This is a genomic window from Ruegeria sp. CDSB013 (assembly GCF_059611165.1).
Genome location: NZ_JBXWPA010000007.1, coordinates 1 through 24,543 on the forward strand (window position 1 = coordinate 1; position 24,543 = coordinate 24,543).

Below are 24,543 nucleotides of genomic sequence, written 5' to 3' on the forward strand. Positions count from 1 at the left end.
TCTGGCTCCGGTACCTCGGCCACCGGTTCCTCGGGCTCGGTGATTTCTGGCTCCGGTACCTCGGCCACCGGTTCCTCTGGCTCGGTGACTTCGGGATCAGGTACCTCGGCCACCGGTTCCTCTGGCTCGGTGACTTCGGGGTCAGGTACCTCGGCCACCGGTTCCTCGGGCTCGGTGACTTCGGGGTCAGGTACCTCGGCCACCGGTTCCTCGGGCTCGGTGACTTCGGGATCAGGTACTTCGGCCACCGGTTCCTCGGGCTCTGTAACTTCGGGGTCAGGTACTTCGGCTACGGGTTCCTCTGGCTCGGTAACCTCGGGATCAGGTACTTCGGCCACGGGCTCTTCGGGCTGCGGGGTTTCTTCAACCGGTGGTGTCGGAGCCGGCGGCGTAGTGGATCCGTTGTCCAGCATGACCTCACCCTGGGTGGCAGCAAAGTTCTGCGTCACCATCACAGCGTCGAAACCTTGCATGTCGCCGGTTTCAATTCCGATTCCGATATATTTGAAGTCGGGGTTCAGAATATTTGCGCGATGGCCGGGGCTGTTCATCAGGTTCTGATGAAGCTGCGCGACATCATCGCTGATACCGGGCGCGCCGCGCTCGGATTGCCAGGCGATGTTTTCACCTGACCGCCAGTTGCCCGAGAAATCGAAACCGGCCATTTCCATCCGCTGTGTGGCGCTGCTGCCACCCGAGCCGGTGTGGCTGAACCTGTCCGTTTCCAGCATCCATTCGCTGTGATCCTCGGACGAGTCGTTCAGGCGCGTTTCAAGCTGTAGGGGGTCCAGCCCGCGCGATGTGCGCTCTTGGTTGATAAGCGCCAGCATTTCTCGTTCGATACTACTTGCAGTCGACATTTTTGCCTCCGATTGGTTTTTGTCGTGGTAGACGGCGCCAGTTACAAAGGCTCGGTGTCGCGTTGATAGGGATGGCGTGTTCAGAGGCGAGTTTTGGCAGGTCAGTGCTACCGACACGGGATTCGCTGCGCTGCAAAATGCCGGGCAAAATGTTGCTGAGGGGGAAATGGCAGCTTGTCGCGCGTGGGCGGTCCGAGTCGGCGTAAATCATCCGACCCTAGAAACGACAAACCCCCGGGCGATGCCTCGGGGGTCGTCAAATAGTGTCATCCAAAGCTGGACGAGCGAGGTTTTAGAGCAAACCTTCGCGCTGTGCTTTCTTACGTGCCAGTTTACGGGCACGACGGATCGCTTCAGCCTTCTCGCGCGCTTTTTTCTCGGACGGTTTCTCGAAATGTTGCTTAAGCTTCATTTCACGGAACACGCCTTCGCGCTGCAGCTTTTTCTTCAGGGCACGAAGCGCCTGATCGACGTTATTGTCGCGAACACTAACCTGCATGTGGTTGTCACCACCTTTCTAGATAGAGTTGCAAGGAAATTGCAGGAGTTGGCCGTATAGCAAAGCGCCTCTATCTTGTCTAGTACTGGCTCTGAGAACCGGAGAACCGCCATGACCACCACTTACGAAGATGCAAAACAGCAGCTTTTGGACGCAGTCTTGATCCATGTGCCGTTTGACGGCTGGTCCGAAGCCAGCTTTCGCGCGGCTATATTAGATTGCGATATGGATGACACTCTGGCGCGCGCGATCTGTCCGCGCGGCGCAGTTGATTTGGCGCTTGCGTTCCATGCGCGCGGTGACGCGGCGATGGAGGATCGGCTGAAGTCCTCAGACCTGAGCGAGTTGAAGTTCCGAGAGCGAATCGCTGCCGCAGTTCGCTTCCGGCTTGAGGCCGTTCCGGACAAGGAACTGGTACGACGGGGCATGACGTTGTTTTCCCTGCCTACGCATGCAGCCGATGGGGCAAAAGCGCTGTGGCAGACCTGTGATCTGATCTGGGACACGCTGGGCGATACATCGGACGATGTGAACTGGTACACGAAACGGGCGACATTGTCGGGCGTCTATTCCTCGACCCTGCTGTTCTGGCTGGGCGACGATTCCCCCGATCACCAGAAAACATGGGAGTTTCTGGATCGGCGGATAGACAACGTCATGCAGATCGAAAAGATCAAAGCGCAGGTGAATGGTAACCCGCTGTTCAAACCGTTTCTGGCAGTTCCAAACTGGCTGGCCGGTCAGGTGAAGCCACCCGTGAAAATGCGGGCCGATTTGCCGGGGATGCTGAACCCACGCAAGTAAGCGTCTGGGCCTTCCATAAATTGCCTGCTAGGCATTGGGCAAAGGAGATTTGCCCATGACCCAGATGATGCGCGCTGTCGAAATCACCAAACCCGGTGGCCCGGATGTTCTGCAACTGACGGACCGCCCCGTGCCCGAACCGCAAGCCGGACAAGTGATCCTGAAAGTGGCCTATGCCGGCGTGAACCGCCCGGATGCGCTGCAGCGTGCGGGGGCATACGATCCGCCTCCGGGTGCCAGCGATTTGCCGGGGCTTGAGGCATCGGGCGAGGTTGTTGCCGTTGGTGCGAGGGTCGATGGTCTGGCCATCGGCGATCAGGTCTGTGCCTTGCTGCCCGGTGGCGGTTATGCGGAATATGTGGCCACACCCGCTGCGCATTGTCTGCCAGTTCCTTCGGGAATTGGGATGAAAGAGGCCGCGTGTCTGCCCGAAACCTTCTTTACTGTGTGGTCCAACGTTTTCACGCGCGGCGGTCTGAAGGCAGGTGAGCGTTTTCTGGTGCATGGCGGGTCCAGCGGCATTGGCACAACAGCGATCCAGCTGGCGAACGCGTTTGGTGCACGGGTGTTTGCAACCGCCGGATCTGCTGAGAAATGCGAGGCCTGTGTGAACCTTGGCGCCGAGAAGGCGATCAATTACCGGGATGAGGATTTTGTGGGCGTCATGCGCGCCGAAGGTGGGGCGAACCTGATCCTCGACATGGTTGGTGGCGACTATATCCCCCGCAACGTCAAAGCCTTGGCCGAAGATGGGCGTCTGGTTCAGATCGCCTTCCTGCAAGGGCCGAAGGTCGAATTGAACTTTGCAATGATGATGGTCAAACGCCTGACCCTTACTGGCAGCACCCTGCGCCCGCAAAGCGATCTGGCAAAGGCAAAGATTGCGCAGGATTTGCGCGAGGCTGTCTGGCCATTGCTGGAGGCTGGGAAGGTGGCCCCCGTCATGGACAGTGAGTTTGATCTGGCCGAGGCGGCAGCCGCCCATGCGCGGATGGAAAGCTCGGGTCACATCGGCAAGATTGTCCTCAAGGTCGCTGGTTAAAACTCTGGCGCGGGTAAATCCCGCGCTTTTTCCGATCAGACCACTGCGCGGCGGTAAAGATGCCAGGTTGCATGGCCCAGGACTGGCATGACAACGATCAGCCCCAGTAGCATCGGGATGGCTCCGATGATCAACAGGGCCGCTACGATGAATCCCCATGCCAAAATGACCCCGGGGTTATGCCGCAACACCCGGACCGACGTCACGACCGCCACAGGCAGACCGACTGGACGGTCTAGCAGCAATGGAAAGCTGACGACGCTCATGGCCAATGCGACCAGCGCGAATAGAAACCCGATCGCATTGCCGAAAATGATCATGGACCAGCCTGCGCCCGTGGTGAACACCTGAGTCACGAAAGCCCCGAGTGAGGTGGGCAGATCCGGCCCAAGCGTATGCACATAGATGCTCTGCGCGACCATCAGCCAAATCAGCAGCAGCATGACCAGATAGAATCCCAAGGCCAGAATTGCTCCAAAGGACGGGGACCGGAAGACGCCCAAGGCGTCCAGCCAATGCACCTCGCCGCCTTGCTCGCGTTTACGGCTGATTTCGTAAAGGCCCACGGCTGCGATCGGGCCGACAAGTGCGAAACCCATGATCAGCGGTGCCAGAAGGGGAACCATGTTGCGATTTAGGCCGAACCCGAACATCAGCAGACCTGCGATCGGGTAAACCAGTATGATGAAAATCGCATCCGCCCGTGTTTCCAGAAAATCATTGTACCCGGCCTGCAAACAGGCCTTCAGGTCCTGCATCGTCAGTGTTTGCACCTGTGGCAGATGCCGGGTGTCCGCGCTGCCGATATGGTGCACGCTTTCGGTAATATGATCGCCGGTCGCGCCGATGTTTCGGGCGGCCCAACTGATCGGATTTCCTATTGTTTTGGCCATCTTGATCCCCTCCCTTTGCCAGTGCGCAACGGGTTGAATCCGGCGGTGGTTGCCTTTGGCCGGACCAGCCGGCAACGCTCAGACCCCAGTATAGCACAGTTTTTCGCGCTGTGGTTGCGTGGCGGCAAAAACCTTCCAATTGCCCTGTTTCACAGTCGTGTTAGCTTGGCGTCAGGCAACAGGAGGTCAGCATGCAGCAAACGGCAAGAACCGTCGTCATTCACGAACACGGCGGCCCCGAAGTTTTAAAGATCGAAGACCGGTCCTTGGGCGACCCCGGACCCGGCGAGGTTCGCATCCGCCACCGGGCCAGTGGGCTGAACTTCATTGATGTCTACCAGCGTACCGGGTTGTACCCGATGGATTTACCGCACGCGCTGGGCATGGAAGCGGCAGGTGTGATTGAGGCCGTTGGCGAAGGTGTTACCCATCTGAAACCGGGCCAGCGCGCGGCCTATGCCGCAGCACCCGCCGGGGCCTACTGTGAGGCGCGCGTGATGCCAGCGGCGCAAGTATGTCCGTTGTCCGAAGGGATTTCTTTTGACGCGGCTGCGGCGATGATGCTCAAGGGGATGACGGTCGAGTATCTGTTTCACCGGACAACGCCTTTGAAACGGGGTGACACGGTTTTGTTTCACGCGGCTGCTGGTGGCGTTGGTCTGATTGCCTGCCAATGGGCCAAGTCCGAGGGCATCACGCTGATCGGAACAGCCGGAACAGACGAAAAATGCAGCCTTGCGCAGTTCAACGGGGCTGCGCATTGCATCAATTACCGAACTGAGAACTTTGCCGATCGAGTGGCCGAAATCACCGGCGGCAAGGGCGTGGATGTAGTCATGGATTCCATCGGTGCGGACACGTTCAATGGCTCGCTGGACTGCCTGAAGCCTTTGGGAATGATGATCTCATTCGGCAATGCCTCAGGGCCGGTTCCTTTGATGGATATCGGGATTCTGGGCAAGAAAGGATCCTTGAAAATCACTCGACCGACCCTGTTTACCCATATCGCCGACCCTTCCGTCTGTCAGGCAATGGCACGGCGGCTTTTCGGCAAGGTCGAAGGCGGTGAGGTCAAAATCCACATCGATCAGCGGTTCCCGTTGGATCAGGTAGCCGAGGCGCACCGGGTTCTTGAAGCGCGTCAAACCACAGGCAGCACGGTTCTTGAACCGTAAGACCGACTGAACCCGGCCCGTTAGTGGTTGATCTTGAATCGAAAAGCGGCGGCAGAATACTCTGCCGCCGCCTTTATTAGGAATGTCAGAAATTATTGCTGCAGTTCCGCCGGTGTTTTGTCCGCGATAGTTTCCCAATTGGCGCTGGCTTGTTCGACAAAACCAGGGATGTCACCTTCCCAGCGCTGCTGGATGTCTTGCGACAGGTTCAGGTACAGCTTGTTGTCGACGATCTTCCAGTAGGTCGGGTCACCGTCAAACTTGAAGCCCATCGCAGCGCCGAATGCGCAATAGCCGCCATATGCAGGCAGGTAGGCCTCGGGGTTTTCTTCGAACGCGGCTTTGTTTTCTTCATTGGCAAAGCGATACATTGCGTCGTTGTGCAGTGTGGTGATGCGGTAGTCACCTTTGGTCGGCTCGCCAGCGGTGAAGTAGGCAACGGGATCATAGCCCTGCATGGCCAGACCGGTCGAGCTTGCGTTCAGTTCAACACCAGCGGCCAGAGCCGAGCTTGCAATGGCAACAGACAGAGCGACGCCGCCGATAAGAGATTTGAACTTGTTCATTGTTTTCACCTTTCGTGAAGGGGCCGCCACGTGGCGCAGAAAATTGCGCCCAGACGACCCAAGAGTTTTTTTGTCCGTGAGACCCGCAATTGGCCGTCACGGAACCCAAGTGGGCAGGCGGCTCATCACGTTCAAAGCAATCAATTGTGAATGTGCAGGGGCGAAGAGGCATTGTTCACAAATGCAGGGTAGGCCTTAGGTATCGGGCGTCAGATCCAAAACGAATTCGGTGACTTTTTCCGCGGGCATTTCGCAGGGGCGAAGAAGAGATCCGCGTTTGGTCAGATAAAGGTTCAGGCTGATGTAGTCGCTGCCGTCCAGTGCGCGTGCGACAAGTTTCTGCGACTTGCCGTCTGAAAATTCCGTTCGACTGACGATATACCGCCTGCCGTGGGCACGCCCGGTCGATGACCCCTTGGGGATGGCAAAAAAAGCGGTAAGGAAGGCGTTCGGGGCGCTCAAGACTGCCCGATTTTTGGTTCAGTGCCGGATTTGATGCGGGCAATATTCGCGCTGTGGCGCCAATAGACCAACAGGGTCAGGACGCCAGCCAGTAGCAGCGTTTGCGAACCTGTCAGCAGAAGGGCCCAGATAGTGGACGTTGCCGCCGCCGCAAGTGCCGCAAGGGATGAGATGCGCCAGACTGCAGCAGCAACCAACCAAGTCAAACAACAGGCCACACCGACGCGCCAGTCCAACGCCAGCCAGATCCCCAGAAACGTGGCAACCCCTTTGCCGCCCTTAAATCCCAGCCAAACCGGAAAGCAATGGCCCAAAAGTGCTGCCAGCGCGGCAATCTGCGCAGCATCCTCGCCCGCCAGTGCACGCGCCAACAGTACGGCAACTCCGCCTTTTGCGGCGTCGAAGATCAGGGTCAGGGCAGCGGCGGTCTTGTTGCCTGTCCGCAAAACATTGGTTGCGCCGATATTGCCCGATCCGATGTTGCGCAGGTTGCCCAGCCCCATCACCTTGGCCATGACCATGCCAAACGGGATCGATCCCATCAGATATCCAAGTGCCGCCCACAGGATCAGCTGGGTCATTGTGCTGTCGATGATCGGCATCAGGGTCTCCGGAAAACTTCTTGTCCTGCAACGAAAGTTGCGGTGACCTTACCCTGCATGCGCTGGCCGTCAAACGGTGTGTTCTGAGATTTGGATTTGAGCGAGAACCGGTCCAGCACAAAGGGCACATCCGGGTCAAACAGCACCAGGTCCGCAGGCGCGCCTTCGGACAGACGGCCACTGTCCAGCCCTAATCTTTTCGCCGGGTTTAGGGCCATTGCACGGAACAGTGTCGGCAGGTCCAACTGCCCGGCATGATACAGACGCAAGGCGGCGGGCAGCAGGGTTTCCAACGCTACCGCGCCGGAGGCCGCCTCTTCAAACGGCAGGCGTTTGCTTTCCTCATCCTGAGGCGTGTGCATGGAACTGATCGTATCAATCAGGCCGGTCCGCACCGCTTCGATCACCGCTTGTCGGTCATCCTCGGATCTCAACGGCGGCTTGACCTTGAAGAAGGTGCGATAGTCGGCCACGTCCAGTTCATTCAGCGTCAGGTGGTGGATTGACGTGCCTGCGGTGATGTCCAGACCATTCCGCTTCGCCCGTTCCAACGCGGGCAGGGCGCGGGCGGTGGTGATCTGGTCCGCGTGATAGGCGGCTCCGGTCATCTCAAGCAGAGCGATGTCGCGATCCAGCCCCATCCGCTCGGCCATTGGCGAAACAGCGGGCAGGCCGCGCAACACGGCGAACTTACCACTGGTGGCTGCGGCACCATTGCTGAGGATGGATTCTTGCGGGTGAGCAATGACCAGCGCGCCGCAGGCTCGGGCATAGGTCAGGGCGCGGGAAAACACCTTGGTGTTGGCGATCACGTGATCACAATCGGTGAAGGCCACGGCACCCGCATCCTGCAGGAACCCGATCTCAGTCATCTCGCGACCTTCGCGACTTTTGGTCAACGCGGCCATTGGAAGGACGTTGACCGGCGTGTCGGCCTGAGCCCGGCGTGTGACGAACTCCAGACTTTCCGGCGTGTCGATGGCAGGGCTGGTATCGGGGCGCGTCACGATCGTGGTCACGCCACCGGCGGCGGCGGCCAGACCGGCGGATTTATAGCTTTCCTTGTGCCGCTCACCCGGTTCACAGACCTTGACGCCGATATCGACGATACCGGGGGCAAGGCATTGCCCACCACAATCGACGACCTGCGCCGCAGACGCCGGAGCAACCCCTTCGCCGCGCGCAGTAATCCTACCATCGGATACATGTAGCCAGCCAGGGCTGTCGGTGCCGGTTTCCGGGTCGATCAGGCGGGCGTTGGTGAAAATAGTGTTGTTCATCCCATTGCTCTTTCGATGGCGGCTTTGGTGGCTGCGGGGTCAGCCTGATATTTAATCAGATGCTTGTCGCCACCCTTGGTGACGATCTGGACAAAACTGCCCATGAGGTTGACCGCCTCTATCTGGTTCAGCGCCACATTGCGCGGGCCCGGGCCGGTTAGGGTGGTGTCCGTCATCTGCCATGTGGTGGTCAGTTCTTCTGAGGCCAGGTACCATGCGCGAAAGGCGACGGCCGCAAGACCCGCGGGCGCCCCGGTCCAGACGTAGGGGTTTCCGACCAGCCACAGCACGATCATCGCGACAGCCATGGCCCCGGCGGCCAGCCATGTATTCGTGCGGATATACGCGCCTTTGTCGGGGGTGAACGTCACAGGATCAGCCACAGGATGCCTCCGATGACCACCAGCGCCACCACTGCCAGCATGGCCGACCCAATACGGCCGGGTTTGTCGTCCTTTGGCGGGGTTTGCGGGGCCGAGAAGGGTTTCGCGCTTTCTGCTTTAATTGCTCCACCGGTCCAGTTTGTCGCCTCTTCAGTGTAAAGGCCAATCAGGTGCACTTTGGGGTCCGGTTGCAAAGTGGCGGCACGTCCCTGAAACGCAGCACTGCGCACGACCATGACCCAGCCTTCAATGCTTTCCAGCGCTGCCCGGTCCAGCTGATCTTTAGGGACGCCGCACCCTTCGTTGAGATAGCCAAAAAGACCCAGTTCCTCGAGGTCCGAGACAGGAAATACGTCGATCTGGGTCAGATCCAGACCCTCGACACCCAGAATCTGGTCTGCCGCCCCGGGTTCGTGCAGGAACTTTGCCTCTTCCGGGCGCATGCCGAGTTGAAATAAGCGCAGGACGCCGTGTTCATGTGGGGCGACGTTCAGATCACTCATGCGGCCTCACCAAGGTTGCGGGCCAGCAGTTCCATTGCGGCCATACGAACGGCGACGCCCATTTCGACCTGTTCCTGAATAACGGACCGGTTGATGTCGTCTGCCAGTGTTCCGTCAATCTCGACCCCGCGATTCATCGGACCGGGGTGCATGACGATGGCGTCGGGTTTGGCCTGTGCCAGTTTCGCAGCGTCGAGGCCATAGCGGTGGTAGTATTCCCGCTCCGACGGGATAAAGCCGCCGTCCATCCGCTCTTTCTGGAGGCGCAGCATCATGACGACGTCGACGTCCTTTAGACCTTCATTCATGTCGTCGTAAATTTCGGCCCCAAAATCTGCGAATTGCGACGGAACCAATGTCGGCGGCCCGATCAGGCGAATGCGGTTTTCCATTTTGCCCAGCAGGATCAGGTTTGACCGGGCAACGCGGGAATGAGCGACATCGCCGCAGATCGCAATGTTCAGCCGGTGCAGGCGACCTTTGGCGCGGCGAATGGTTAGCGCGTCCAGCAGAGCCTGCGTCGGGTGTTCGTGCTTGCCGTCACCTGCGTTTAGCACCGCGCAATTCACCTTCTGCGCCAGCAGGTCGACCGCGCCGGAATGGGGGTGGCGCACCACCAACAGATCAGGGTGCATCGCATTCAGCGTCATCGCTGTGTCGATCAGCGTCTCGCCCTTTTTGATCGAACTGGCCTGCATCGCCATGTTCATCACATCCGCGCCCAGCCGCTTGCCCGCGATTTCGAAACTGGCCTGCGTGCGGGTCGAGTTCTCGAAGAACATGTTAATCTGCGTCAGCCCTGACAGCACGTCGGAATGCTTGGTCGACTGGCGGTTCATGTCGACATATTTCTCGGCCAGATCGAGAATGGCAGTGATATCGGATTGCGACAGGTGTTCGATGCCAAGAAGGTGACGATGGGCGAAACGCATTGGCGGGCTCCTGTCTGACAATCGCGCCGCTTATAAGAAGCCACGCAGCCCAAGGCAACCTAAGGATCAGATCCTTCTGGCAGTTTCTCGCACCCGCCTTCGGGCAGACACTGTTCGCCGGGCTTGCACCACTTGCCGTATCCGCAGTCGATGGCCTTAACAGGAACACATCCCTGGTTTTTTGAACATTTGAATCCCTGACGGCACTGAGACCCGGTTTTTTCGCAAAGATACCAGCCAGGGCGTGTACATCCGCCACCCGGCAGGCAAGACGATCCGGATCCGCAAATGCGACCGTCGTCACACGTTAGAGAAGGCAGTTCCTGAATGTCGGGCGTTATCTTCTCGCATTCCCCGCGCGCGTTGCAGATGCTACCGCCGGGGCAATCCAGACGCGATCTGCACTTATTTTGCCCGGCTGGGGCGCACCGGGTGCCGCCCGCCACGCAGCGCTCGAATGGGCCGCAGGTTCTGCCGCCACCGCAATAGGTGCCGCCCAGCGGAATGCAGTTCCCGTCAAAGCTGCATCTTTGGCCGCCCGAACAGCAGGTACTGCCGCATTTGAACTGACCGGCACGGCACTGCCCGTATCGGTCCTGAAACTGCGCAGAGGCCGGGCCACTGAGCATGGTCAGCAGCAAACTGATGAGAAAGAATCGCAATACAAACAACATGAATACGCCAATGGTCGGTGCGACGGACCGACCAATCAAGGCCTATTCGCTTTCCCTCCTTCAAAAGGTGGTTAGATTGAGGGTTATGGAATCGGCTTTGGACTATCATACTGCCCGCGCCCTGCTGGAATGGCAGATCGAACTGGGTGCGACGGATGCGATCGGTGATGCACCGGTGGATCGCTATGCGTTGCCGGATTCCGCGCCCAAAGCCAAGAAACCCGCAAAGGCCCAGTCCGCACCAGAAAAACCCAAGCAGCTTGATCCGGTTGCGGTTGCGAAATCTGCGGCACAGGCTGCAGGGACGCTCGATCAGTTGCAGGCGGCTATGGACGCGTTTGATCATTGCGAGTTGAAGCGCGGTGCGCGGCAGTTGGTCTTTGCCGACGGCACCCCGGGTGCGAGGGTGATGATTATCGGAGAGGCTCCGGGGCGCGATGAAGACCGCGAGGGCAAGCCCTTTGTCGGACGCGCCGGTCAGTTGTTGGACCGGATGCTGGCGGCAATTGATCTAAACCGAACCGAAAACGTCTATATCACCAACGTCCTGCCTTGGCGTCCGCCGCAGAACCGGGATCCCAAGCCCGAAGAGATTGGCATGATGAAGCCGTTTCTCGAACGGCACGTGGCCTTGGCCAAACCCGAGGTTCTGGTGGTGATGGGCAATATCAGCTGTCAGGCTGTTCTGGGCAAACGGGGGATCACGCGGCTTCGGGGTCAGTGGGATCAGGCGATGGACTTGCCGGCTATCCCGATGTTCCATCCTGCATATCTGCTGCGACAGCCACAGATGAAGCGGCAGGCATGGGCTGATTTGCTGGAACTTAAAGCAAGGCTGGAGGGCAAGGCATGAAAATCCTCGCATTCTCGGACCTGCATATGGCGCGAAACCGTGCCGCAGACGTCGTTGCATCCAGCGATGAGGCTGATCTGGTTATCGGAGCCGGAGATTATTGCAACATGCGGCGAGGGCTGGATGACGCGATGGCGATGCTCTCTGGTATCAATGCGCCGCTGGTTCTGGTTCCGGGCAATGCCGAAAGTGCAGGTGAACTGACCGACGCTGCGCCTGAAGGCGTGCATGTTTTGCACGGCACAGGCATGACCGTGGATGGGCTGCGTCTGTTTGGCCTTGGTTACGGCGTGCCGGTGACACCATTCGGTGAGTGGTCCTGTGATCTGACGGACCCCGAAGCGGCTGAGTTGCTGGACCGGTGTGAAGGGGCTGACATCCTGATTGCCCATTCTCCGCCCAAGGGTCACGGCGATCTTACATCGACGGGCGATGCGGTAGGTTCGGTGGCGGTCCGTGACGCAATCGAGCGGTTGCAGCCGCAAATTGCCCTTTGTGGCCATATCCATGACAGTTGGGGCTACCGAGGCGCAATCGGCGTGACGCAGATCGCCAATCTTGGCCCCACGGTAAATTGGTTCGAGGTCACCACGTGATTGATACAGTTACACTGCTGGCGTTTATCCCGGCGGCAATTGCCCTGAATCTGACCCCCGGGGCCGACATGATGTTCTGCTTTGGGCAGGGGCTGCGGTCCGGGGCGCGGCCTGCAATCGCCGCCAGCGCAGGTATTTCCGCCGGATCGATGGTTCACGTTCTGGTAGCGGGTCTTGGTCTAGGAGCGGCGGTGGCCACGATGCCCTGGCTGTTCGATGTGATCCGCTGGATGGGTGTTGCTTATCTGCTGTGCCTCGCCTGGGGGGCGTTTCGCAATGGGGCGGTCTTTGCGGATGCTCCGTCCGGTCCCACCCAATTGGCATTCCGGGACGGGCTGGTGGTGAACCTGACCAATCCCAAGGTAATTCTGTTCGTACTGGCCTTCATTCCGCAATTCGTAGACCCGGCGGCGGGATCGATCCTGCTGCAGTTCCTGATTTTCGGGTCCATCATTGCGTTGGGCGGATTTGTGGTGAACGGGCTTGTTGGAATATTTGCCGGTGGTGCGGGGCGGGTGCTGATCGCGAACCCGCGCGCCTCACGCATCATGGGCTGGGTGACCGGGGGGATCTTCACAGCCCTCGCCATCCGGCTTGCCATCTTGGAAAGGGCCTGAGGAAACATGTCGCGCATTGATGAGACCAAAGACTTCATTCCGGTCCGTATCGCCGTGCTTACCGTTTCGGATACGCGGTCGATGGATGAGGACAAATCCGGCCAGACACTTGTTGATCGCATCGAAGGAGCAGGGCACAGGGTTGCCGATCGCCGCATCATACAGGATGAGCGCACCCAGATCGCCGAACAGTTACGTGTCTGGATCGCGGATCCTGAGATAGACGTGGTGATTTCGACCGGTGGTACGGGCTTGACGGGCCGCGACGTAACGGTCGAAGCGCATCGCGATGTTTATGAGAAGGAAATCGAGGCTTTCGGCACCGTGTTCACAATCATATCCATGGAAAAGATTGGTACGTCGGCCGTGCAATCACGTGCGACGGGTGGGGTGGCCGGTGGCACCTACCTGTTTGCATTGCCCGGCAGTCCCGGTGCCTGCAAGGACGCCTGGGACGGGATATTGGAGAAACAGTTCGATTATCGCCACCGTCCCTGCAATTTCGTCGAAATAATGCCCAGATTGGACGAACATTTGCGACGGAAGTAGACTGGTCGCACGTTAAACCGATCATAACCGCTTTGTGGCTTGGCATTTTTTGCTGCCCAGCTACCTTTTGCTAATGGCAGCCTGATGCAACCGGGGTGATTTATATATGCGATTTCTGAGGCAAAGCCTTGTTGGAGTCTTTTTGACGTCGTTGACGGTGGCCCTGTTGTTTGTGGCTGCGCAGATGATTTCGGGTGCCGTGCAAGACGTTCTGACGCGGGAAGAATCCGCACCGCAGACGCGCGAGCGTGTCTTTGCCGTTTCTGTTCGGTCCGCGGAATTGGAAACCGTCACCCCATATCTCGAAGCCTTTGGCGAGGTTCAAAGCCGTCGCAGGTTAGAACTGCGCGCCGCGCTGGGCGGGCGTGTTGTCGGGCTGGCCGAAGATTTTGAAGATGGCGGTGTGGTAACAACAGGCGAAGTCCTGGTTGAACTTGATCCCGCAGACGCCCAGTCCGCGTTGGACCGGGCAAAATCTGATTTGTTGGACGCGCAGTTTGAAGAGCGTGACGCGGAGCGGTCGCTGCTGCTGGCGCAGGATGAATTGAATTCGGCCGAGGCACAGGCAGAGCTGCGTGGTCGCGCCCTGCAGCGTCAGCAGGATTTGCAGACACGTGGCGTCGGGGCCGCAGCATCTGTGGAAGAGGCAGAGCTTGCAAAAGCAGCTGCGCAGCAGGCCGTGCTGGCGCGGCGGATTGCGCTGGCTCAGGCAGAATCCCGCGTCGATCAGGCGACCACCCTGTTGTCACGAGCCCGCATTGCGCTTGAGGCTGCTGAACGCGATCTGGATGATATGACAATCCGCGCTCGGTTCGGGGGTACATTGACGGATGTAACGCTGGTCGAAGGACGGCTGGTGTCCGCGAACGAAAAGCTGGCGGAACTTGTCGACCCCAATGCGTTGGAGGTGGCATTCCGCGTCTCAACCGCGCAATACGTCCGATTGCTGGACGCAGCCGGTGATCTGATCGACGCACCGGTGACAATCTCGCTTGAGGTCACGGGCACCGACCTGACCGCACAAGGCCGCATTAGCCGCGACAGCGGATCGGCGGGCGAAGGGCAGACCGGGCGTTTGATCTATGCCCGACTGGATGAGGCGTCGGGGTTCAAGCCGGGTGACTTTGTTACTGTCACCGTGCAGGAACAACCGTTGGACAACGTAGTGCGGTTGCCATCGTCGGCCTTGGATGCGGTCGGAACGGTGTTGGTTTTGGATGAAAATGACAGGCTCGAAGCGCTTCCGGTGCAACTGATCCGGCGCCAGGGCGATGAGGTTTTGCTGCGCGGCGATGGGCTGGTGGGGCGTGAGGTCGTGATCGGCCGGACACCTCTACTGGGATCGGGCGTACGTGTCCGGCCCCTGCGGATAGATGACAGCGCCGGGGCTGCACCGGATCTGGTTGAGCTGTCCGAGGAACAGCGCGCCCGGCTGGTGGCTCAGGTCGAGGCCAGTACGCGAATGCCAAAGGACGTCAAAGAACGGGTTCTGGGCCAATTGAGTGAGGCCAAAGTACCGGCCTCATTAGTTCAGCGGCTTGAAAACCGGGCAGGGGGTTAAGCGCCATGATGCGCGAGATCCCCAGCGCGGCAGGCGGCATCCTCAGTTACTTCACGCGTCACAAAACGGTGGCAAACCTGCTGCTGCTGGTGATGCTGGTACTGGGTGCGGCGGCAATCCCGAATATGCGGGCGCAGTTCTTTCCCGATGTGGTTCTGGAACGTGTCGACGTGAGTGTGGACTGGGATGGGGCTGGTCCCGAAGATGTGGACAACGGGATCATTCAGGTGCTCGAGCCTGCCTTGCTGGCGGTCGAGGGTGTCGCCAGCACCGAAGCAACCTCGCGCGAGGGGCGCGCCAGCATTCGGCTGGAGTTCGAGCCGAACTGGGACATGTCCCGCGCTGTCGAGGAGGTCCGGACTGCCGTCGACAGTGTAACCAGCCTGCCCGACGATGCCGAAGAACCGACAATCCGGCGGGGCGCCTGGCGGGATCGGGTTACAGATGTGGTTGTGACAGGGCCTGTCGATCCTGATCAACTGGCCAAGTTCACGGACGAGTTGATCAACAGATTGTTCGCGGTCGGGGTGACGCGCACCACAATCCGGGGGCTTGCCGCGCCACGCATCGTGGTCGAGATACCGACCGCACAACTGATTGCCAACGACATCACACTGTCCGAGGTCGCATCGGCCGTAGCGGCTGAGGTCAACGCAAACCCAGCGGGTGATGTGACTGGCGCAAACGCCCGTATCCGCACAGGCACGGAAAAGCGCACGCCCGAGGAAATCGAAGGCATCGCCCTGCGCAATTTTGCGGATGGATCCAAGTTGCTGGTGGGTGATGTGGCGCAGATCCGTGTGGAGGGGGTCAATCGCAATCGCAGCTACTTCGTGGGCGAAAATCCGGCGATGTCCGTGCGCGTAGATCGCTCGAATCTAGGTGACGCGATCGAAATTCAGCACACCGTCGAAGACGTCGTAAAGGAAATGCAAGCCAGCGTTCCCGAAGGGGTGACGATCGAATTGATCCGAACCCGCGCCCAGGCGATCACCGATCGTCTGGATATTCTGGTCGACAATGGTCTCGTCGGATTGGGCCTTGTTGTCTGTTTGCTGTTTCTGTTCCTGAACGCGCGGATTGCCTTTTGGGTCGCAGCAGGTATTCCGGTTGCCATGTCTGCCGCGATTGCCTTCATGTATATCGGCGGGCTGTCGATCAACATGGTGTCCCTGTTCGGCCTGATCATCACATTGGGCATTGTTGTGGATGACGCCATCGTCGTGGGTGAGCATGCCGATTTCCGCGCGCGCCGATTAGGTGAGGCCCCAATGGTGGCCGCTGAACGCGCGGCGCGGCGCATGGCGATGCCGGTCTTTGCGGCGACTCTGACGACAGTGATCGCTTTTTTTGGCCTGACCCTTGTCGGCGGCCGGTTTGGCGAGTTGATCCGTGACATCCCCTTTACCGTTATCGCGGTTTTGATTGCGTCGCTGATCGAATGTTTCCTGATCTTGCCGAACCACATGGCGCACGCCATCGCGCATTCCACCAAAGAGCACTGGTATGACCTGCCCAATCGCGTGGTCAATCGCGGGTTCCGCTGGGTGCGCGATCATCTGTTCCGACCGCTGATCGCCTGGGTCGTCTGGGCGCGCTATGTGGTGGTCGCATTGATGGTGGTGATCCTGGCCAGCCAGGTTGCCCTGTTCATTCGAGGTGATGTGAACTGGCGGTTTTTCAACGCACCCGAGCGCGGTTCAGTTACGGGCAATTTCATAATGGTCGAAGGCGCCACCCGCGCCGAGACTGTGGCCATGATGCATGAGCTGCAGCGGGCGACCGAAGAGCTGGGCCAGATCTATGAAGACCGCCACGGTCGTAACCCGATCGACTATGTGCTGGCCGAGGTGGGCGGGTCCGCAGGTTGGGGATTGGCGGCCGCTGATGGAAAAGACGCAGATTTGCTGGGTGGTATTTCCATCGAGCTGATCGACGCGGATCTGCGCCCCTATTCCAGCTTTGAGTTTGTGGGTGAGCTACAAGATTTTGTACCGCGCCACCCGAAGGTTGAACTGCTCAGTTTCCGCGGTTGGCGGTCGGGTCCCGGTGGTGATGCCATTGATGTCCAGTTCTATGGCGCGGATGTGAACACGCTCAAATCCGCCTCAGAGGACTTGCAGACCGAGCTTTCGAAATACCCTGAAGTTTCGGCGCTGGAAGACAATCTTGCCTATGACAAGGAAGAGTACATTCTGGACCTGACAGCGCAGGGTCAGTCGCTGGGTTTCAGGATCGAAACGCTGGGGCGCGTGTTGCGCGACCGGTTGAACGGGATCGAGGCGGCGACCTTCCCGGATGGCCCGCGCAGTGCCGAGATCAGGGTTGAACTGCCCGAAGGAGAGCTGACCGCCGATTTCCTGGAGCGCACTCTGATGCGTACACCCGATGGAGTGTATGTGCCGTTGGCCGATATCGTGTCGGTCGAGCGAAAGTCCGGCTTCTCGACCGTCCGGCGTGAAAATGGCCTGCGGGTGATATCGGTGAATGGCGACATCTCGGAAGATGACCCGACGCGCGCGGCTGAGATTGCACGTGCCATGGGCGAGGAAATCCTGCCGAAAATCGCCTCGGAACGACAGGTCGAATGGCGGATGGCCGGTCTGAGCGAACAGGAAGACGAGTTCCTGTCCGAGGCGCGCACTGGCCTGATCCTGTGCCTGACGGGCATCTATCTTGTTTTGGCCTGGGTGTTTGCCAGCTGGACGCGGCCACTGGTGGTGATGGCGATTATCCCATTTGGGTTGGTCGGCGCGATCTGGGGGCACTACCTGTGGGAGGTTCCGCTAAGCATGTTCACGGTCGTTGGTCTGCTGGGGATGACGGGGATCATCATCAACGACTCGATTGTTTTGGTGACGACCATCGACGACTACCAGAAAGAGCGCGGGCTTGTGCCTTCGATAGTTGAAGGCACCGCAGACCGGTTGCGGCCTGTGATGCTGACGACGCTGACCACGGTTCTGGGGCTGACCCCGTTACTGTATGAAGGGTCGCAGCAGGCGCAGTTTCTCAAACCCACAGTCATTACTTTGGTCTATGGGCTGGGCTTTGGAATGTTGCTGGTCCTGCTGCTAGTCCCGGCGTTGCTTGCAATTCTGAACGATCTGTCTCGCCCAATGACCGCGATGCGTCGGGCGGCACGTGCCCCGGACCGTGTGGTGCAGGGGACGTTGGCGTGTTCGGGCCTCGCCTTGCTTTCATGGTTTACGGTCACGATGGTGTGGCCCGCAATTTACGGCGCGCCCATCGGGTTCTTGTCCGGGCTTTATGCGGGCGAGGAAGGCATGGCTATTCTTCGGATGGGCTTGGGCGCATTCGTTACAGGTGCCGCGCTGATACTGTTCCTCAGCGTGGCAGTCTCAGGCTTGCTTTATACCCGGCTCAAAAGGCCCGCGACCTAAGTCCGGCGCAGGGCGGTTTCCAGCAGATCGATGACGCGGTTGCTCATCTCTAGTTCGCCGCGGCGGATCTGATCCACAGGGAACCAACGCGCATCGAGCGCGTCGTCACCTGCAATGGGGTCGCCGGTTTGATACTGACAGGCCACGCCTACCAGCAGGTAGTGTGTCTGGACGTCGCCGTTTTCGTTCCAGCGCAGCAAATCAAGATTGTCTAAGTAGTGCTGTGGGTCTGCAATGACCGAGGTTTCTTCGCGCAGCTCTCTTTGCGCGGCTTGCAAAACAGTCTCGCCCCATTCCACGTGACCCCCAGGAAACCCCCATAGCCCAGCATCAGGTTGCTTGCTGCGTTGAACCAGCAGCACTTGGTCCTGATGCAGGACTACTGCCAAAGCGCCGATTTTCGGGGTTTGTGTCATGAAATCACCGGGCTCAGCTTGCGCTGCATCCCCGAATGTCGACTGCGTGATTTGCACCCAACACGGTGATCCGAATTTCCGACCGATCCAGCGCAAATGGCCCGCCTGTTGCGTTGATCACCTCAGAGGTTGCGATCAGAGTATTCCCGGTCCGCGTTGTCTCGGTCTGCGATGCCCACAGCGCAGGGTTCCCCGGCTCAATCACCGCAACCTCGCGCCCGCCGGCAGAAGGCATTGTCACCCGTGCCTCGATCTGCATCCCGTCGGCTGTTGGCGACAGGTGACAGCTTGCCTGGGCCACGTTGGCTTCTCGTTCAGAAAAGGGTCTCTGGGCAAGCGCTGCGGCGATGGTCGGGTTGCGCCCGGCTTCTGCGTCCAGAGTATGGTCGAATTCCAGTTGTTCGGGGATACAGACATCCTTGCAGACGCCGAGATCCATTGTTCCTTGCAGCCGTACGGGCCGCGCCGGGTTTTTCGGCGTGATCTCGACCGGCAGAACCAGTTGGTTTTCATAGCCGATCGATTGCAGCCCGTTCTGGTCAAAGACATCCGGTGCGGGCCACGTAATCGACACATCGCCAACATTGTCCGAGCGGTTCCAGTTGAATTCCGGTGGGATTCCAGCATCCCCCGGCGCACGCCAATAGGTTTTCCAACCGTCTTTCAGCGTCACGCGCACGGCGCTCAAATATGTACCCTTCGCTGTACGTCCGCCGTCCAGAATGTCCAACTCAGCAACAGGGCCTTTTACCTGCGCTGCCGCAGGTAAGGCCACGCCGATGGCAAGGGCGATCGCCGACAATATCTTTTTAACGCTCATGGTTCATAAATGCGCGGTTGCGGCGCAGATTCCAAGTCACGTTCCGGTCACTAGGATGAAATCTGCGGAAATGTGTGCTGATCCCTTGCCATTCCGGGTGAGCAAGGGTCATTGTTGAAACAGACCTGTTAAGAGATGTCCGCCCATGGATCTTACCGGAAAACTGTTGATTGCGATGCCCGGCATGGGCGATCCGCGTTTTGATCATTCGGTGGTGTACCTGTGCAGCCATGGCGAAGATGGTGCTATGGGGTTGATTATCAACAAACCTTCGGATCTGCGGCTGAAAACTCTGTTGAGTCAGCTCAACATCCCTTGCCGGATTCCGGTCGTGGGTGAACGTTTGGTCCATTTCGGCGGCCCGGTTGAGATGTCGCGTGGTTTTGTCCTGCATAGCTCGGATTACGAGGCGAACTTGCATTCCATGCACATCACGGATGAGTTCAGCATGACCGCAACGCTGGATATCCTCGAGGATCTTGCCTCGGGGCGCGGGCCTTTGAACTCCACTTTGGTGCTGGGCTATTCGGGCTGGGGACCTGGGCAGCTTGAGGATGAGATAGCGATGAACGGCTGGCTCACGACCGAGGCGTCGTCCAAGCTGGTCTTCGATGTAGCTGATGATGAAAAATGGGGAGGTGCGCTTGCGACTTTGGGCGTTGATCCCTTGATCCTGTCAGCCGAGTCTGGACGCGCCTAATCAGCCGTTACGCGGGGCTGCGGCGCGGCGTAGGCGGTCGTTAATGGCCGCACCCAAACCATGTATCGGAATGGGCGTCACAGCAATTGGTCTGCCAGTGTCATTCAGGCTGTGCAGCGCGGCGAACAGGTTGGCAGCGGCCTCGGCAAGATCACTTTTCGCTGACAGGTTCAGATCGCAGTCTACCGCGCCAAACCCCAGCAGAACTTCGTCGCCTTGGGCGGTGCTGGCGTTCAGACGAACGGGCGCGTCCGGCGCATAATGCGATTGCAACTGACCGGGCGCGTTCAGCGCATCACCCGGCTGGTGGTGGTGCAATTGAGTTTTCAGAACCGCCTCAATCTGCTCCAGCGCAACACCGCCGGGGCGCAAAAGGGCAGGCTCGCCCGCAACGCCCACGATGGTGCTTTCCAACCCGACCCCGCAAGGCCCATCATCCAGCACCGCGGCAATGCGCCCATTCAACCCGGACTGGACGTGCGCGGCGGTCGTTGGGCTGATTTGTCCGGATGGGTTGGCCGAAGGCGCGGCGACCGGGCCGTCGAATTCGGACAGCAGCGTACGCGCTGCGGGGTGGGCAGGAACCCGCACCGCGAGCGTGTCCAGCCCAGCCGTTACCAGCGATGAAATCCCGTGATCCGGTCGCAGTGGCAGAACCAGGGTCAGCGGTCCGGGCCAGAATGCCCCTGCCAAAGCCTCTGCCTGATCGGACCATGTCACGAACCGCTGGGCTGCTTCGACCGAAGCCACATGCGCAATCAGCGGGTTGAAGCTGGGTCGTCCCTTGGCGGCATAGATGCTTGCCACCGCTTCTCCGTTACGGGCATCGCCGCCCAAGCCGTAGACCGTCTCGGTCGGGAAAGCCACCAGAAGACCCTGGCGCAGCAAGTCTGCCGCCTGCGCGATTCCGGCAGGATCGGCGTTTAATGTCAGAGTGCCGTTGGGGATCATTGGTGGTGACGCCGCGTTTTGATTGCGTATAGCATTTGGACCGATACCTAATCGGTGGAACCCAGATGCATAAAGGTGGGCGGTGGAAATTCCAAGCCCGTCGGCGTAAACGCAATCAGACAGCCTAGAGGGAAGACATGCCATATCGCGCCCCAATCTCTGATTATGAATTCTTGTTCCGCCACGCGGTCAATTATGACAGGATCGCTGCCACCGAGAAATTCTCGGAAGCCAGCGACGATGTGGTCAGTGCCATTCTGACCGAAGCCGGAAAACTGTGCGAAGAGGTAATGGCCCCTCTGCAACGCCCCGGTGATCTTGAGCCCGCGCGCTTGGAAAACGGCGTGCTGCGTACCTCGACCGGGTATGCTGATTGCTGGAAAGCCATAGCCGAAGGCGGCTGGGTCGGAATGAGTGGTGATCCGGATTATGGCGGCATGGGTCTGCCGATGACGTTGACCACCGCCGTGAATGAAATGATGTCTGCCGCCTGCCTTTCGCTGCAACTTGCGCCGCTGATGACACAGGGCCAGATCGAAGCTCTGGAACATCACGCCAGCGATGAGCTCAAGGCGCTCTATCTGCCTAAGATGATGGCGGGTGAATGGTCGGGGACGATGAACCTGACCGAGCCGCAGGCTGGGTCAGATGTGGGGGCGTTGACATCAAAAGCGATCTCGAATGGTGACGGCACATATGCCATCACGGGGCAGAAGATCTTTATCTCATGGGGTGACAACGATTTTGCTAAGAATGTCTGCCATTTGGTACTTGCGCGCCTGCCCGATGGCGTTCCCGGAACCAAGGGTATTTCGCTGTTCCTGGTGCCCAAACTGCTGCCAGATGAGAACGGCAATCCCGGTGTGGCCAATGACCTGAAGGTCGTATCGGTCGAGCACAAGATGGGCCTGCACGGCTCACCAACCTGCGTGATGCAGTTTGACGGTGCCAAAGGCTGGCTTGTAGGCAAGGAACATGGCGGCATGGCCGCGATGTTCACCATGATGAACAACGCGCGTCTGGGCGTCGGTGGTCAGGGTGTGGGTGCAGCCGAAGGTGCCTATCAGCACGCGCTGGCCTATGCGTTGGAGCGGAAACAGGGCAAAACTCCCTCGGGCACCATTATCGACCACGCGGATGTGCGTCGGATGTTGATGAGCATGCGTGCTGACACTTTCGCTGCGCGTGCGATTATGCTGGCCAACGCCGCAGCCATCGATATGGCCAACGCAACGGGCGACGCCGATTGGATGTCTCGTGCCGCTCTTTTGACGCCGATTGGCAAGGTTTTTGGCACCGAGACGGGAATGCGCGTATCTGAGACCGGTGTTCAGGTCCATGGCGGTATGGGCTTCATCGAGGAATCCGGTGCGGCTCAGTATTATCGCGACGTCCGCGTGACCGCGATCTACGAAGGCACCAACGGTATTCAGGCGATGGATTTGGTGGCGCGCAAGATGATGGATGGCGGAGAGGCGGCCGCGCGCCTGCTGGATGAGATCGAAGATCATGCAGAACAGGCCCGGGCGACCATGCCCGAACTGGCTGGCCCGGTTTGGGAAGCGACCGAAAGCTTGCGCGAGACGACCGAGTGGATGGTGGCGCAGTCTGATATGAACAACCGGTTTGCCGGGGCGTTGCCCTATCTGCATGCCTTTGCCCGCGTTTTGGGTGCACATTACCACCTGAAGTCGGCTTTGGCTGAACCGAGTGGCCCGCGCTTTAAGCTGGCCCGGTATTACATTAACGCGCTGTTGCCTGAATATGCTGGGCTGCTTGTTCAAGCACAGAACGGGGCAGATGATGTATTCGGGCTCAGCGCTGAGGAGTTTGTATCCTGATGGACGGAGATACCCCTTTGGCGATCAGATATCCCTGGTCAGAGCCTCCGGCCGAGGGCGAGGCGACCGAGATTGCCGAAGGTGTTCTGTGGATGCGTTTGCCGCTGCCCATGGCGCTGGATCACGTTAACATTTATGCGCTGGACGATGGCGACGGCTGGACCGTGATCGACACAGGAATGTCGTCGAACAAAACACGGCGCATCTGGGAAAAGCTGATGGCAGGCCCGTTGGCTGGCAAGCCGATCACGCGGGTGGTTGTGACTCATCATCACCCCGATCACGTGGGCAATGCGGGTTGGTTCCAATCCGAACATAGCGTGGAATTGGTGGCGTCGCGAACGGCCTGGCTGTTTTCGCGGATGCTACAGCTGGATGTTCAGGAAAGCTGGCCCCAGGAGACGCTAGACTATTACCGCAGTGCAGGAATGGCGCCCGACGTTCTGGCCAAGCGGATGGCCGAGCGCCCGTTCAATTATTGCGACACTGTTTATCCGATGCCACTGGGTTTCACTCGGATCAAACAAGGCAGTGTGATCCGCATGGGTGGGCGCGATTGGGATGTTCATATGGGCAATGGTCATGCACCAGAACACGCCACGTTCTGGAGCCGAAACGACAATCTGGTGATCACCGGCGATCAGATCCTCAGTTCGATCAGTCCCAACCTGGGTGTCTATGTCACCGAACCTCTGGCGGATCCGGTTGCTGAATGGCTTGAGGCCTGCGAACGGCTTCAGGGGCTGGCGCGACCCGATCATCTGGCGCTGGGCGGGCATAAGTTGCCATTCACCGGGTTGCCCATCCGGATGAGGCAACTGATCGACAATCACCACAGCGCATTGGATCGTTTGGAAAAGTATTTGGACCAGCCAAAGACCGCTGCCGAATGTTTCATGCCCTTGTTCAAACGGCAGATCAGCGGTGGCGAGTATGGGCTTGCGCTGGTCGAAGCGGTTGCACATCTGAACCATCTTTACCACATTGGAGCTGTCACCCGGACGCGCCGCGCGGACGGGGCGTGGGAGTTTCAGCGCAAAGGGTAAAGCTATGCAGGATCAGATCGAAACCTCGGCCGAGGCCGCCGAAGCCGCAGCTTTGCCGCGCTGCTACGAAGTGCATTCCGACCCCGAAGCAAAGTCAGGCGCAAAAGACCTGCCCGGTCCGTTGCAAAAACCGGTTGAAACAAAAAGCCCCGCGCAATGGGCGTATGAACGTCTGATCCTCTATATCCAGAATTTCGAGAAGACCCTGACAGGCGACCAAGAGGTTGCGATGGGATTCACCGGCGGCGACGCAGGCGTCATGCGGATCGAGGGGATGGGGTATTTTGATCCCGATATCATCACCTTTTACGGATCGGATGCGACCGGCGCGCGCACTCAGCTTGTACAACATGTCAGCCAGCTGAACGTGATGCTGCGGGCCCTGCCCAAATCGGTTGAGGATAAACCTGCCAACCGGATCGGGTTCCGTCTGGCGGCGGATCTGGAAGAAAGCTGATCACCTGACTTGCAATTCACGTCTGTGCAGCCTTGAATGAGTTTACCATTCAAGGGG

27 protein-coding genes are annotated in these 24,543 nt (G+C 59.1%); 14 read left to right on the forward strand and 13 right to left on the reverse strand.

What is annotated here, in order from left to right; genetic code table 11:
* On the reverse strand, positions 1–860 hold an 860-nt coding region (locus AC2FJF_RS12905; protein WP_496725770.1), incomplete at its 3' end, for a CAP domain-containing protein.
* Positions 861–1,152: 292 nt separating this feature from the next.
* Positions 1,153–1,359, reverse strand: a complete 207-nt coding sequence (gene rpsU / locus AC2FJF_RS12910) for a 30S ribosomal protein S21 (RefSeq protein WP_005614280.1) — start codon at positions 1,357–1,359, stop codon at positions 1,153–1,155.
* A gap of 111 nt (positions 1,360–1,470) precedes the next feature.
* Here rpsU and AC2FJF_RS12915 point away from each other — a divergent pair, with 111 nt between their 5' ends.
* Both AC2FJF_RS12915 and AC2FJF_RS12920 read left to right on the forward strand, forming a co-directional pair.
* On the forward strand, positions 1,471–2,163 hold the full coding sequence (locus AC2FJF_RS12915) for a COQ9 family protein (RefSeq protein ID WP_496725771.1): 693 nt from the start codon (positions 1,471–1,473) through the stop codon (positions 2,161–2,163).
* Positions 2,164–2,218: 55 nt separating this feature from the next.
* A complete protein-coding gene (locus tag AC2FJF_RS12920; RefSeq protein ID WP_496725772.1) occupies positions 2,219–3,205 on the forward strand; it encodes an NAD(P)H-quinone oxidoreductase in 987 nt (328 codons plus the stop codon).
* A 35-nt stretch (positions 3,206–3,240) separates the two neighbouring features.
* On the opposite strand, the gene AC2FJF_RS12925 is transcribed toward AC2FJF_RS12920, so the two are convergent.
* A complete protein-coding gene (locus AC2FJF_RS12925) occupies positions 3,241–4,098 on the reverse strand; it encodes a DUF2189 domain-containing protein (protein ID WP_109313012.1) in 858 nt (285 codons plus the stop codon).
* Between the two features lie 191 nt (positions 4,099–4,289).
* On the opposite strand from AC2FJF_RS12925, the gene AC2FJF_RS12930 reads away from it, so the two are divergent.
* Positions 4,290–5,273: a quinone oxidoreductase family protein gene (locus tag AC2FJF_RS12930; RefSeq protein WP_496725773.1), complete on the forward strand. Its 984-nt coding sequence runs from the start codon at positions 4,290–4,292 to the stop codon at positions 5,271–5,273.
* A 92-nt stretch (positions 5,274–5,365) separates the two neighbouring features.
* Here the strand turns inward: AC2FJF_RS12930 and AC2FJF_RS12935 are convergent, their stop codons facing one another.
* The 7 genes from AC2FJF_RS12935 to AC2FJF_RS12965 all read right to left on the reverse strand — a co-directional run bounded on the left by AC2FJF_RS12935 (position 5,366) and on the right by AC2FJF_RS12965 (position 10,001).
* A complete protein-coding gene (locus AC2FJF_RS12935) occupies positions 5,366–5,839 on the reverse strand; it encodes a YHS domain-containing (seleno)protein (RefSeq protein ID WP_058273690.1) in 474 nt (157 codons plus the stop codon).
* Between the two features lie 195 nt (positions 5,840–6,034).
* Complete coding sequence (locus AC2FJF_RS12940) at positions 6,035–6,301, reverse strand: hypothetical protein (protein ID WP_282169849.1); 267 nt, start codon at positions 6,299–6,301, stop codon at positions 6,035–6,037.
* Positions 6,298–6,903 carry a glycerol-3-phosphate 1-O-acyltransferase PlsY gene (gene plsY, locus AC2FJF_RS12945; RefSeq protein WP_496725774.1) on the reverse strand — a complete coding sequence of 202 codons (606 nt, stop codon included), beginning with the start codon at positions 6,901–6,903 and terminating at the stop codon, positions 6,298–6,300. Before plsY ends, AC2FJF_RS12940 begins: the two co-directional genes overlap by 4 nt.
* Entirely contained in the window at positions 6,903–8,183 is a 1,281-nt protein-coding gene (pyrC, locus tag AC2FJF_RS12950) for a dihydroorotase (protein ID WP_496725775.1), read from the reverse strand. The genes plsY and pyrC overlap by 1 nt, the downstream gene beginning before the upstream one ends.
* Positions 8,180–8,566 carry a hypothetical protein gene (locus AC2FJF_RS12955; RefSeq protein ID WP_496725776.1) on the reverse strand — a complete coding sequence of 129 codons (387 nt, stop codon included), beginning with the start codon at positions 8,564–8,566 and terminating at the stop codon, positions 8,180–8,182. Before AC2FJF_RS12955 ends, pyrC begins: the two co-directional genes overlap by 4 nt.
* A complete protein-coding gene (locus AC2FJF_RS12960) occupies positions 8,551–9,069 on the reverse strand; it encodes a hypothetical protein (protein WP_496725777.1) in 519 nt (172 codons plus the stop codon). The genes AC2FJF_RS12955 and AC2FJF_RS12960 overlap by 16 nt, the downstream gene beginning before the upstream one ends.
* Positions 9,066–10,001, reverse strand: coding sequence for an aspartate carbamoyltransferase catalytic subunit (locus tag AC2FJF_RS12965; RefSeq protein WP_170562579.1), 936 nt, complete (start codon positions 9,999–10,001; stop codon positions 9,066–9,068). Before AC2FJF_RS12965 ends, AC2FJF_RS12960 begins: the two co-directional genes overlap by 4 nt.
* Positions 10,002–10,411: 410 nt before the next feature.
* On the opposite strand from AC2FJF_RS12965, the gene AC2FJF_RS12970 reads away from it, so the two are divergent.
* From AC2FJF_RS12970 to AC2FJF_RS13000, 7 genes are all read left to right on the forward strand, one after another.
* A complete protein-coding gene (locus AC2FJF_RS12970; protein WP_496725778.1) occupies positions 10,412–10,750 on the forward strand; it encodes a hypothetical protein in 339 nt (112 codons plus the stop codon).
* A 10-nt stretch (positions 10,751–10,760) separates the two neighbouring features.
* A complete protein-coding gene (locus AC2FJF_RS12975; RefSeq protein ID WP_496725779.1) occupies positions 10,761–11,528 on the forward strand; it encodes a uracil-DNA glycosylase in 768 nt (255 codons plus the stop codon).
* Entirely contained in the window at positions 11,525–12,124 is a 600-nt protein-coding gene (locus AC2FJF_RS12980) for a metallophosphoesterase family protein (protein ID WP_496725780.1), read from the forward strand. The genes AC2FJF_RS12975 and AC2FJF_RS12980 overlap by 4 nt, the downstream gene beginning before the upstream one ends.
* Positions 12,121–12,741, forward strand: coding sequence for a LysE family translocator (locus tag AC2FJF_RS12985; RefSeq protein ID WP_496725781.1), 621 nt, complete (start codon positions 12,121–12,123; stop codon positions 12,739–12,741). Before AC2FJF_RS12980 ends, AC2FJF_RS12985 begins: the two co-directional genes overlap by 4 nt.
* A 6-nt stretch (positions 12,742–12,747) precedes the next feature.
* Positions 12,748–13,290 carry a molybdenum cofactor biosynthesis protein B gene (gene moaB / locus AC2FJF_RS12990; RefSeq protein WP_496725782.1) on the forward strand — a complete coding sequence of 181 codons (543 nt, stop codon included), beginning with the start codon at positions 12,748–12,750 and terminating at the stop codon, positions 13,288–13,290.
* Between the two features lie 106 nt (positions 13,291–13,396).
* Positions 13,397–14,851, forward strand: coding sequence for an efflux RND transporter periplasmic adaptor subunit (locus AC2FJF_RS12995; RefSeq protein WP_496725783.1), 1,455 nt, complete (start codon positions 13,397–13,399; stop codon positions 14,849–14,851).
* Between the two features lie 5 nt (positions 14,852–14,856).
* On the forward strand, positions 14,857–18,255 hold the full coding sequence (locus AC2FJF_RS13000; protein ID WP_496725784.1) for an efflux RND transporter permease subunit: 3,399 nt from the start codon (positions 14,857–14,859) through the stop codon (positions 18,253–18,255).
* Here the strand turns inward: AC2FJF_RS13000 and AC2FJF_RS13005 are convergent.
* Positions 18,252–18,671, reverse strand: a complete 420-nt coding sequence (locus AC2FJF_RS13005; RefSeq protein ID WP_058273587.1) for an NUDIX hydrolase — start codon at positions 18,669–18,671, stop codon at positions 18,252–18,254. The two genes, AC2FJF_RS13000 and AC2FJF_RS13005, sit on opposite strands and share 4 nt — an antisense overlap.
* 13 nt (positions 18,672–18,684) lie before the next feature.
* Positions 18,685–19,491, reverse strand: coding sequence for a protein-disulfide reductase DsbD domain-containing protein (locus tag AC2FJF_RS13010; protein WP_496725785.1), 807 nt, complete (start codon positions 19,489–19,491; stop codon positions 18,685–18,687).
* 145 nt (positions 19,492–19,636) lie between these two features.
* On the opposite strand from AC2FJF_RS13010, the gene AC2FJF_RS13015 reads away from it, so the two are divergent.
* Positions 19,637–20,191, forward strand: a complete 555-nt coding sequence (locus AC2FJF_RS13015) for a YqgE/AlgH family protein (RefSeq protein ID WP_109312945.1) — start codon at positions 19,637–19,639, stop codon at positions 20,189–20,191.
* Here AC2FJF_RS13015 and AC2FJF_RS13020 read toward each other — a convergent pair whose 3' ends face one another.
* On the reverse strand, positions 20,192–21,142 hold the full coding sequence (locus AC2FJF_RS13020; protein ID WP_496725786.1) for an L-threonylcarbamoyladenylate synthase: 951 nt from the start codon (positions 21,140–21,142) through the stop codon (positions 20,192–20,194). It lies immediately after the preceding gene.
* A 137-nt stretch (positions 21,143–21,279) separates the two neighbouring features.
* Here AC2FJF_RS13020 and AC2FJF_RS13025 point away from each other — a divergent pair, with 137 nt between their 5' ends.
* From AC2FJF_RS13025 to AC2FJF_RS13035, 3 genes are read left to right on the forward strand one after another with little or no spacing between them, the layout of a single operon-like run.
* Positions 21,280–22,983, forward strand: coding sequence for an acyl-CoA dehydrogenase family protein (locus AC2FJF_RS13025; RefSeq protein ID WP_496725787.1), 1,704 nt, complete (start codon positions 21,280–21,282; stop codon positions 22,981–22,983).
* Positions 22,983–24,029 carry an MBL fold metallo-hydrolase gene (locus AC2FJF_RS13030; protein ID WP_496725788.1) on the forward strand — a complete coding sequence of 349 codons (1,047 nt, stop codon included), beginning with the start codon at positions 22,983–22,985 and terminating at the stop codon, positions 24,027–24,029. The genes AC2FJF_RS13025 and AC2FJF_RS13030 overlap by 1 nt, the downstream gene beginning before the upstream one ends.
* Before the next feature lie 4 nt (positions 24,030–24,033).
* Complete coding sequence (locus tag AC2FJF_RS13035; protein WP_058273581.1) at positions 24,034–24,486, forward strand: DUF6173 family protein; 453 nt, start codon at positions 24,034–24,036, stop codon at positions 24,484–24,486.
* Positions 24,487–24,543: the final 57 nt, after the last annotated feature.

Coding starts and splice junctions, on each gene's coding strand:
- AC2FJF_RS13030 (WP_496725788.1), top strand. CDS start 22,983: ATGGACGGAGATACCCCTTTGGCGATCAGATATCCCTGGTCAGAGCCT.
- AC2FJF_RS13005 (WP_058273587.1), bottom strand. CDS start 18,671: ATGACACAAACCCCGAAAATCGGCGCTTTGGCAGTAGTCCTGCATCAG.
- AC2FJF_RS12965 (WP_170562579.1), bottom strand. CDS start 10,001: ATGCGTTTCGCCCATCGTCACCTTCTTGGCATCGAACACCTGTCGCAA.
- AC2FJF_RS12925 (WP_109313012.1), bottom strand. CDS start 4,098: ATGGCCAAAACAATAGGAAATCCGATCAGTTGGGCCGCCCGAAACATC.
- AC2FJF_RS12930 (WP_496725773.1), top strand. CDS start 4,290: ATGCAGCAAACGGCAAGAACCGTCGTCATTCACGAACACGGCGGCCCC.
- AC2FJF_RS12960 (WP_496725777.1), bottom strand. CDS start 9,069: ATGAGTGATCTGAACGTCGCCCCACATGAACACGGCGTCCTGCGCTTA.
- AC2FJF_RS12980 (WP_496725780.1), top strand. CDS start 11,525: ATGAAAATCCTCGCATTCTCGGACCTGCATATGGCGCGAAACCGTGCC.
- moaB (WP_496725782.1), top strand. CDS start 12,748: ATGTCGCGCATTGATGAGACCAAAGACTTCATTCCGGTCCGTATCGCC.
- AC2FJF_RS12920 (WP_496725772.1), top strand. CDS start 2,219: ATGACCCAGATGATGCGCGCTGTCGAAATCACCAAACCCGGTGGCCCG.
- rpsU (WP_005614280.1), bottom strand. CDS start 1,359: ATGCAGGTTAGTGTTCGCGACAATAACGTCGATCAGGCGCTTCGTGCC.
- AC2FJF_RS12995 (WP_496725783.1), top strand. CDS start 13,397: ATGCGATTTCTGAGGCAAAGCCTTGTTGGAGTCTTTTTGACGTCGTTG.
- AC2FJF_RS13000 (WP_496725784.1), top strand. CDS start 14,857: ATGATGCGCGAGATCCCCAGCGCGGCAGGCGGCATCCTCAGTTACTTC.
- AC2FJF_RS13015 (WP_109312945.1), top strand. CDS start 19,637: ATGGATCTTACCGGAAAACTGTTGATTGCGATGCCCGGCATGGGCGAT.
- pyrC (WP_496725775.1), bottom strand. CDS start 8,183: ATGAACAACACTATTTTCACCAACGCCCGCCTGATCGACCCGGAAACC.
- AC2FJF_RS13010 (WP_496725785.1), bottom strand. CDS start 19,491: ATGAGCGTTAAAAAGATATTGTCGGCGATCGCCCTTGCCATCGGCGTG.
- AC2FJF_RS13025 (WP_496725787.1), top strand. CDS start 21,280: ATGCCATATCGCGCCCCAATCTCTGATTATGAATTCTTGTTCCGCCAC.
- AC2FJF_RS13035 (WP_058273581.1), top strand. CDS start 24,034: ATGCAGGATCAGATCGAAACCTCGGCCGAGGCCGCCGAAGCCGCAGCT.
- AC2FJF_RS12975 (WP_496725779.1), top strand. CDS start 10,761: ATGGAATCGGCTTTGGACTATCATACTGCCCGCGCCCTGCTGGAATGG.
- AC2FJF_RS12915 (WP_496725771.1), top strand. CDS start 1,471: ATGACCACCACTTACGAAGATGCAAAACAGCAGCTTTTGGACGCAGTC.
- AC2FJF_RS12935 (WP_058273690.1), bottom strand. CDS start 5,839: ATGAACAAGTTCAAATCTCTTATCGGCGGCGTCGCTCTGTCTGTTGCC.
- AC2FJF_RS13020 (WP_496725786.1), bottom strand. CDS start 21,142: ATGATCCCCAACGGCACTCTGACATTAAACGCCGATCCTGCCGGAATC.
- plsY (WP_496725774.1), bottom strand. CDS start 6,903: ATGCCGATCATCGACAGCACAATGACCCAGCTGATCCTGTGGGCGGCA.